Source organism: uncultured Microscilla sp. (genome assembly GCF_947493425.1).
Taxonomy (GTDB): Bacteria; Bacteroidota; Bacteroidia; order Cytophagales; family Microscillaceae; genus Microscilla.
The window spans coordinates 22,792-31,209 of sequence record NZ_CANLRP010000105.1; the positions used below are offsets into that span (position 1 = coordinate 22,792).

The 8,418-nt window shown below is 38.8% G+C and carries 10 protein-coding genes; 3 read left to right on the top strand and 7 right to left on the bottom strand.

What is annotated here, in order from left to right; all coding sequences use genetic code 11:
* Positions 1-21: 21 nt before the first annotated feature.
* From Q0954_RS22355 to Q0954_RS22370, 4 genes are all read right to left on the bottom strand, one after another.
* The gene (locus Q0954_RS22355; RefSeq protein WP_299460610.1) at positions 22-174 is read right to left on the bottom strand and encodes a hypothetical protein; all 153 of its coding nucleotides are present in this window, start codon (positions 172-174) and stop codon (positions 22-24) included.
* A complete protein-coding gene (locus Q0954_RS22360) occupies positions 161-1,069 on the bottom strand; it encodes a helix-turn-helix transcriptional regulator (RefSeq protein WP_299460612.1) in 909 nt (302 codons plus the stop codon). The genes Q0954_RS22355 and Q0954_RS22360 overlap by 14 nt, the downstream gene beginning before the upstream one ends.
* A 96-nt stretch (positions 1,070-1,165) precedes the next feature.
* The gene (locus tag Q0954_RS22365) at positions 1,166-3,100 is read right to left on the bottom strand and encodes a hypothetical protein (RefSeq protein WP_299460614.1); all 1,935 of its coding nucleotides are present in this window, start codon (positions 3,098-3,100) and stop codon (positions 1,166-1,168) included.
* Positions 3,100-3,459: a hypothetical protein gene (locus tag Q0954_RS22370; RefSeq protein WP_299460616.1), complete on the bottom strand. Its 360-nt coding sequence runs from the start codon at positions 3,457-3,459 to the stop codon at positions 3,100-3,102. Before Q0954_RS22370 ends, Q0954_RS22365 begins: the two co-directional genes overlap by 1 nt.
* Before the next feature lie 98 nt (positions 3,460-3,557).
* Between Q0954_RS22370 and Q0954_RS22375 the strand changes: the two genes are divergently transcribed.
* Together Q0954_RS22375 and Q0954_RS22380 are read left to right on the top strand one after the other, a co-directional pair.
* Positions 3,558-3,974 carry a helix-turn-helix transcriptional regulator gene (locus Q0954_RS22375; RefSeq protein ID WP_299460618.1) on the top strand — a complete coding sequence of 139 codons (417 nt, stop codon included), beginning with the start codon at positions 3,558-3,560 and terminating at the stop codon, positions 3,972-3,974.
* A 73-nt stretch (positions 3,975-4,047) separates the two neighbouring features.
* Positions 4,048-4,854 carry a hypothetical protein gene (locus Q0954_RS22380; protein ID WP_299460620.1) on the top strand — a complete coding sequence of 269 codons (807 nt, stop codon included), beginning with the start codon at positions 4,048-4,050 and terminating at the stop codon, positions 4,852-4,854.
* Here the strand turns inward: Q0954_RS22380 and Q0954_RS22385 are convergent.
* Entirely contained in the window at positions 4,813-6,690 is a 1,878-nt protein-coding gene (locus tag Q0954_RS22385; RefSeq protein ID WP_299460628.1) for a CHAT domain-containing protein, read from the bottom strand. The two genes, Q0954_RS22380 and Q0954_RS22385, sit on opposite strands and share 42 nt — an antisense overlap.
* Before the next feature lie 46 nt (positions 6,691-6,736).
* A complete protein-coding gene (locus Q0954_RS22390; protein ID WP_299460622.1) occupies positions 6,737-7,123 on the bottom strand; it encodes a hypothetical protein in 387 nt (128 codons plus the stop codon).
* A 146-nt stretch (positions 7,124-7,269) separates the two neighbouring features.
* Between Q0954_RS22390 and Q0954_RS22395 the strand changes: the two genes are divergently transcribed.
* Positions 7,270-7,542 (top strand): hypothetical protein, encoded by a 273-nt coding sequence (locus Q0954_RS22395; RefSeq protein ID WP_299460624.1) that lies wholly within the window; start codon positions 7,270-7,272, stop codon positions 7,540-7,542.
* Between the two features lie 363 nt (positions 7,543-7,905).
* Here Q0954_RS22395 and Q0954_RS22400 read toward each other — a convergent pair whose 3' ends face one another.
* Positions 7,906-8,310 (bottom strand): hypothetical protein, encoded by a 405-nt coding sequence (locus Q0954_RS22400; protein WP_299460626.1) that lies wholly within the window; start codon positions 8,308-8,310, stop codon positions 7,906-7,908.
* Between the last annotated feature and the right edge of the window lie 108 nt (positions 8,311-8,418).

Genomic DNA, 8,418 nt, shown 5'->3' on the forward strand with positions numbered 1-8,418 from the left:
AATACCCTCAATATTTTATTGTTAATCATTTACTTCTTGCTCAAACCTGCCTAGATGCAGGTCTATTATTTTCAAGTACACCGCGCTAAAAGTGAGCGCGTTTTCGGCTCGCCTGGCAGCACGCCTAAAGCGTAACCCAAGTTCGGTTTTATAGAACAATCTACTCGGTATCATCACCAAACACGGTGTTTAAAAATTCTACATCAATTTTTTGCCCGCTACCAGTAGCCACCCTGATAGCATCTTTTATAAGAATGGTAAGCGTATCGTAGTTATCTACTTTATCAACAAACCAGGCAATTGCATACTTATCGGTGATACCATTGATTTGACAAGCTTCTTTAATGTCCGCAGCCTCAATTGGCAGTGTATTGAACCACTTCCACTCAAAACGCCTTTGAAGCTGTGGAATACCTGTGTTATTTTTTCTTTTAGCGAGTTGAGAAATCATATTTTTAAGGTCAAGCCCACACATTACAATACCTGCCTGCCCTTCTAGTAGGTCGCACAAGGTTTTAATGGAATCTAGCGAGTCTTTTCCGCGCAAATACTCACACTCATCAAATACAAGCATACCACCTTTGCGGGTAAGCGCCTCAGCGATTTTATCCTCAAGCTGGAACTTACTCAACCTTTCGGCTTTTTTTACCTGCAACGTCTTCGCTACCTCTTGGAGCAGGGCACGACTAGACATGCTTTTGCGGCAAATCACATGGTAAGCGCCTGGTGTGACTGCACAAAAACGGCGTATACTATAGGTCTTACCTTCGCCACTGGTCACGCCATTAATAGCAAAGCGAGCTTGTTCATTGATTGACCTACTAAGCACCTTGGTAATAGTTTCGTAGTTTTTTGAGTCAATGTGCAGTTGCCAGTCCAACACACGAAACACCGCTTGCCAGGCATCGGCCGAAGGGTATTTAGGCGACCATTTGCCATTGGTAATTTGATTGATGTAAGAAATTGATACGCCTGTTTTGGCTGCAAGCTCAGATTGAGTATGAGCCTCAGATTGGTTAAGCCAACCTAAAACAGCTTTTTGGATTTGAATTTTTGAATTTTCATTCATTTTCTTTACTTTTAGGTTTAGTTCAGAAATAATTGAAGGGGTTTGAGTGGCGACTCAGCCCTTTTTTTTATGGATTGTAGCAAGCGTACACCCCTCTTAGAGGCGTAAACTTACCGCCGATTTTCTCTTCTGTTTTTTAGCTTCTTTTCGCTGATCTTCTACCTTTTTCGCTTTCTCTACTGCCTTTACAATGCCTTCACCCGCTTTTTCTTCCGCTTCCTGCATTAGGTTCTTATTAGTATACCCGGCACTGAGCACCGCCTCAGGGTCATTGCTTGCCAGCTCAAAAGATTGTATTTGAGTAGCAGCTTCGTCGTCGGCTTTTTCGGTATCAGTTGCCCAGCGATCAAGCTTACCCAGGTTTTTAGTATCCTCCAGGGTTTGTTCGGCTTTGGCGCGTTGCGCACCTTCCAGGGCAATTGCCTCGCTTAGGTAGGTATCATTGGCCGTATTGGTGTGGTCGTGCTTGTCAAAGTTGTACAACCACACTTTGGTATCTAACATGTGCGGTAAATACCTTACCCTTACACGCTTACCATTTGCCATTTTCACTCCTACCGCGTTTACCTCAGGTACCCTGAAGTAATGCTTTTGCCCGCTTATCTGGATAAGCACATAGCCACGATCAATACTTGATAGAGTGGATTTGGCAAAGAGCGAAGCCAGGGTAGTATCGGCGATTTTTTCACAACCAGGATTCACAGTGCTCTCCAGCACCTCCCAGCGAGTTTGCCCGCTTGCCTCTTGTATGATTTCTTTGTTGTAAGCTGCAATCAAACCCTTATACATTGCCTTAATTTCGGTCATCGAGTAGGTTTTTTGTGCTATATCAGCATTGCGACGGTGCGCGTTATGCTTGTTTCGTGCCGTGATATTAGCACCTGTCCAACCCTCTTGTTTGCGGCAATATTGCTGCTCAAAGTGAGCAATAAAACGCTCAGCGTACTTGCTTTGAGGGTTGAGCGGCTTACAAAAACTCACCTGAGGGAAGATTTGCTCTAACTCCTTAAGGTATGATTTACCAAAGTTGTCGAGTTGCACTTCGTGCGGCTTCACTCCTTTGGTATTCACCATCATATCAGCAAATGCCTCGCTCATTACCTGCTTGGTTTCGCTCTCCGCTATAGAGTAGCCTATCACAGCACCAGTGGCCACATCAAAAACAAAGTAGCAAAGCGCTCTTTTGTAAGTGTCTACTCCGTTTTTTCGGAGGCGAAACGGTATTACCTGCCCGTCTGACGACACAAACGAAAGCGCATAACGAGGCTTGACACCTTTCACATAAGGTTTGTAGTGATCGTTATAGTACTTTGAGCCGTGGCGTAATTTCGCGGTAACCCGCTGTATCCAAGGGTTTTGAAAGAAGTTCCAAATCGTTGAGCGTGATTTGATTACAGGTAAGCTTTTGGTTTCAGCGGTAATCAGCTCGCCCGTGTGCGGGTTCACAATTTCACGTTCGCCACGAGCGATTTTATTATATTCATCGTATACTTGCGACTCTAATAACTTGATGTCGCTCTCAGGATTGGCATACAAACCTAACAGCACATCCTGAGCCTCTTTTGTCCAGGCTTTAGCAGCGTGGGCATTGCCCTTATTTTTGTGAATGAGCCGTGAAAGGCTAAAATTTTCTTTCAAAAAAGCTTTAGCTTTTACAAGCAATTGCTTGATTGAAAGTGTTTTGCCTGCTTTTTTGAGGCCATGATTCAAATAATCAAAAGCTTTTTGAGTAAGCGAAGCAAGCGAGGTAGCAGTTTCGATGCCAGCAAAGCCCAAAGCACGTATCTTGGTCTTTGTGTTGTTTAGACTCAAAAACCTGAATACCGCTGCGCTCATCTGCAAGTCTTTTGCCTCAGCATTGCCCACTTCCCGCTTTCTGAAAAAGTCAAAATCTTGCTCCTGGTAGTAGTACCGCTTGACAAGGATTTGAACCTTTTCAATCATTGCCGACTCACTGTCGATCAATCTTTTAGGACTGAAAAAGCTAGCGTAGTCGCGTAGTGGGTGATATTTTTTTTGGTTTTCAGTCATTAGTTAGGGAAAATTTGTAGATCAAAACCAACTATAGGGCTATAGTAAACTGGAAAAATCTTGCTCATAATAACGGAATACCCCCTTTTCACTCCCCTTCTTTCATAAACACTAAGAGCGTTTGATAAATACTCTGTTGGACTGAGATAACTCAAACCATCATCAAGTACATAATCCTCCACATATTCAAGTATTCTTATAGCTCTTCTACTTGAAAGTTCACGACCTCTATTACCGCTCAAAACCGAGCGAACATAATCAACACTAATACCCAAATCACTCGCAATTACCAACTGCATTCCATGAGGTAATAAACCTTTGAGATTTTTTATATATTGAGGTTTCGCGTAATTTTGCATATATTTAGAGTAAATCGCTTGAATATGGTACAAATTTACTCTAATATTGGAGTAAAAAAAATATAACGGAATAATTATTCCAAAAATAGAGTAAAAACATGGATTTAGATAAGGCAATTGGTGAGCGTATAGCAAACGAAAGAACAAGATTAGGTTTAAAGCAGAGGGAAGTGGCGGAGGCTGTAGGTTTAACCACTGGACAAGTAGGAAAAATGGAGGTAGGTCTGCGTAAACTAACTATACCAATACTAGCACTACTTCATGATAAGCTCAACATGTCGATAGGCTACCTTGTAACTGGAGAAAGCAGTGAGTTGGTAAAACAAGACAGCAGTATTACAGCTATTGAAAAGGTGAAAAAATTGCAGGACGAGCTAATAAAAAAGGATGAAGAAATAAATTGGCTAAAAGAGCATGCTAGAGATTTGGCATTCATACTAAAGTCCCAAAGTGACCCCGATGTAGACACGAGCAAGCCTATAAAAAAAGGTAGAAGACAAAAAAACACAGCCTAGGTGTCATTTTTTCGTTTTCAAAGCATTGTACTTTCTAGCGAAGCAACATGTTTAATTTCTAACCCAACAAGCAATGTTACCTGAAAAGCAGCAGCGAAGCGAGAATAAAAAAGATGAGGATCAAATAAATGTGGTGAAAATAGGGGATAAATTCTTGAGAGAGCAATTGTCCAACACAACTCAAGCACTCAAAGGAGCCACAAACCGAAACAATAAACTCAATCGTGAGGTAAAAAGACTGAGAAAGCAAAGAATGCTCACATCTATAGGAAGTATACTATTCTTGCTGATAGGCTTGACTTGGTTCACATATACCACATACTTATATATGGGCAAGCAACAAGAGATAAATATGCCTGTAGCAAACAAACTATCACCCGGCAATGACTATAACCTAATATCACCACTGCTAAAGGTCAGAAAGGAAAAGGCTCACAAGCAATATACTGCAAAGCCTAAGAAAATTATCACACATCAAGCCAAGCGTCCATCAAAAAAAGAGAGATTCACAGCCAATAAACTAATCAAAGGTGTAATATCTCAGAACACGCGCAATAGTAAAACAAGTGTAAATAGTATTCAGTTTCACACACCTATAGACTTCACAATAAAAGAGGCTATTGTGGTAGCATTCACAAGAAAAGACAGTGCAAAACACAACCAACCCTTGACTTTGATCATCAGGAGTAACGACCCATTTGAAAAACCAATACACAAAAGAAAGTTAACCGATTTTGAAAGTATAGTATTGTACAGAAAGGACTTTTCAGCAGGATTGTACTATCTGGAATTAAGGGATAAAGCGAAATTGGTGTATACTAAAGAGTTTACTATACAATTACCTGCCCAGCAACACAAAACTAGTCCAAAAGAAAGGTAGGGTACTTTTAATCATTTCAATTTTCGCTGAACGTAGCGCTTCCGGCACAGACATCGTTCGTAAATCACGATAAAACAACTTCATGAACTCGGAAGTTGTTTTGTCTGGCAAAGCCCAGAGAGAGCTAATAACAAAGCGCGAGCCTGCGTATGCAAACGCATAAGGAAGATTAACAATACCCTCACCATCTACTACTCGTCCATCTGCAGTACTACAACCGGATAAAATCACTAACTGTGCACGAGGCTTGATTTTAAGCACTTCGCTTACAGTCAAAACAACATCTCGCCCACCAGAACTCACCCACAAACCACTCTCAGCATTACGCTCATCATAGTAACCATGTGTAGCAATATGCAAACCTTGTGCATTCACGCTTCTCAATAATTCTTTACTGTTGTAAGCATTTTTTAAAACACCCCTCTTAAAGTATCTACCTGCCACAGACACTTCCACATCCCCATAAGGCAGCGGTTTTAAGCCATTTTTAAACAAACTGTGTGAAATCCCTACAAACCCATCTTTATACTGTAAACCTGCATTCACAACCGCCAATGTAGCTGAAATATGGTAACTTATAGAGAAGTTTTTAAGCAGGTAATCAGCCTTTTGATAGCCTTGCATGTTCATTGTTTGCTGCTCGCTCATCAAGGCTTCAAATGGAAGGTTTGAAAGCAGTAAAGTAGGTACAATAGTAACGTATTCACAATCAATCATCAACCCTCGAACATTGTTCAGTAGCAACTTGTATAGTTTCGGCGATAACTTCATAAAATCGTGAAGACCTAATGTGTTACACTCCGCAATAAACAACTGAACAGCCCGCTTCAAGCTATCTTGAGTAATATCAGCAACCTTAACCAATTGCTTATTACTACGCTTCACTACAAAACAAAATAACTTATTGTTAGCCTGAAAGTACTCTAATAACACCTCTCTAGGTTTTAATCTTTCCTGTACAACCTTCACACCTAATACATCCCGCTTTAGCTGTGAGAGGAGTATATTACCCTTCTCACGCTCAGAAAAATAAAAAAGACGCTCAAAATATTTATTTTTTTTTGTTTTCAGGTAAAGGTCAGTATATACACTTAAGGCGGTTTTGAACAGCCTTTTAGACTGGTTTAGTAACCTTAACTTGTCAGTTCTACGTACAATATCGCCTTGTAAGTGTCTGGTTAAAGAATCAGCTTTATGTACATATACAACCTGTTTTGTGAGTTCAGATAGAGATATAAAAGACTCTAGCATCAAGAAATTATTGCCTTGATTCGCTAAAAGTGATCGTTGATATAAAATAATTGCACTATCTGGACTATTCACACGTAATGTGTGTGCTAAATTGTTGAATGAACGAGCAATATGTATACTATCCTGCTTTTGCTGATAATATTTAAGTGCAAGAGTGTGGTAATACAAACTAGAGTCAATGTTTGTTTGATACAAGACACCGATATTATTATATACCTTGCCTTTATCGCTTACACCCTTTGCAGACTTTTTATAGTAATACAAACTAGAATCAATATCACGTCTTATACTATACACAGCCCCAAGAAGATTGTAAATCTCAAAAGCATCAGCACACTTACCATAGTACAAACCTTTCCTCAATGCATCACCTACATTACCCATTAAAAGCTCTGTGGTTATCAAGTGCTTAGCAATCAACAATGTGCTATCTTTGCATTTTTCACGCCCCTTTAATGCATTTACATAGATGCTTTTAGCTTCAGTAAAATTACCTGTCTTAAGCAATGTTTCTGCACTCTTCAAGCCTTGCCCGTTAGCCGTAATTACTGCACAAAAAAAGAAAAAGGAAATAACAAACCTCATATCCAAAGTTCATCATTTCCTTTCCTAAAACCAAAACAAGCCTAAGCTAATCTTGTATTGTTCCAATATGCCCCTGACCAGTCGGAACACAAAACTGAAGCGCTACTACTTCACCACCATCAAACTTCCAGTTTGTAGCTTGCAACTCATGTTTCATGCTGCCAGTACGGTAAGGTTTTATAGTAAGCTCACGCGTAATAGGGTCATGCGTTTCAATCATTTGCTCACCGTCGTTTACCTCGAAGTGGTCATGGAGCAGAGTAACCCCAAACCTATCCTTTGCCCCATGCGCTTCTAACACTTTGCGCAAATCATTAAATAATGCTTTATCCTTTTCGGCATCATAGGGGCGCACCTCAGTAATATCTTGCAGCGCTGCGTAGGGATTATTGGTAGTCTTTACTTCTTTGTTTTCTGTTAGTGTAGTACTCATAATTATTACGGTTTTGTTGTTGTTCGTATAGTTAGAGTCTACTTTTAGAAAAGTGTGAGCGATGTTGTTAATTTTTTTGAAAAAAATCATAAGCATTGTATTTTCAACTTTTAAGCAAATAGGTAACTCTTTCAATTTCAGTATTTATGAGCGATTTTAGAATATACTCAACAAATCAAGATGCTACAGACACAATAACAAGAGTATTACAGCACTTTGAAATATCACATGTGGGACCAGTAAAAATAAAAGGCGACGAAATACCGTCATATTTCAGTCTTACAAGCCTAGACAATCCTGTAGAGCAATTCACTCTTTTAGAATCTTTAGTAAGCTATATAAGCAGACAATTAGACAAAGTATTTGATTTTATATTTGACGAAGACCTTAGAGGGTATGTAATAGAGGAAAACACTTGATACACTCATAACCCAGATTTAATAAAAACACCTAGCAACTACCAGCTAGGTGTTTTTATTAGAAAAATACAATAAATAACGACTTCAAAACAAAAACGGAATTTTTTAAACACCAAACTCTCAAACTCAAGTTTATAGCTAATTTGTAGCCTAAGATTAACCAAAGTTCAATTTTCAGCTACAAAACTTAAAACTTTAATCCTGTATTGGTGCTAGAATTAAAGCTGAATTAAAGCGAATTAAAGAAAAAAATCCGTTTATGTTTTGGAGAGCTTTTAACAAAAAAGCGCGCAAAACACTGTAATTGAGATGGTTACAACGGTTGCGCGCAAAGAAAAATATTCAGTTTATGTTTAGTACTCATTATTCACCTCCATTAGTAATAGGAAAGGGTAAAAAGCCTGCGGGTGTTTTTGCTGTAACTTGTACATGATTTCCGTTTCTAATGGCTGTAAACTGATTATTAGGGTTTAATTTAAAAACTCTGACAAATTTAAGTTCAGTTTCATATCCAGGGTCGTGGTATGAAATAATATATTTAAAATCATTATCCAACTTTCGTTTAGCTAACCATTTAGCAAATGTTAAATTCTTTGCAGCATTTCTTAATTCACTATTATCTGGATTTGTATTAGGTTTTATAAACTTCTGAAAATTAGCATGATCTTTCTTACCGTCATTTGAGCTATAACTACCAAATTCCATTTTAAATCCATATATCTTTTCCTTGGTATACTTAGTAGATATTTCGTTGTATATGGCATCCAATACTTTTTCTCTAGTTTTAATGTCATTAGTACTAGTGTTACTTCAACTTTGGTTATTAGGGTATAGTTTTTATATTAGCATCCAAAAGGATATGTCACAAAAGAAATA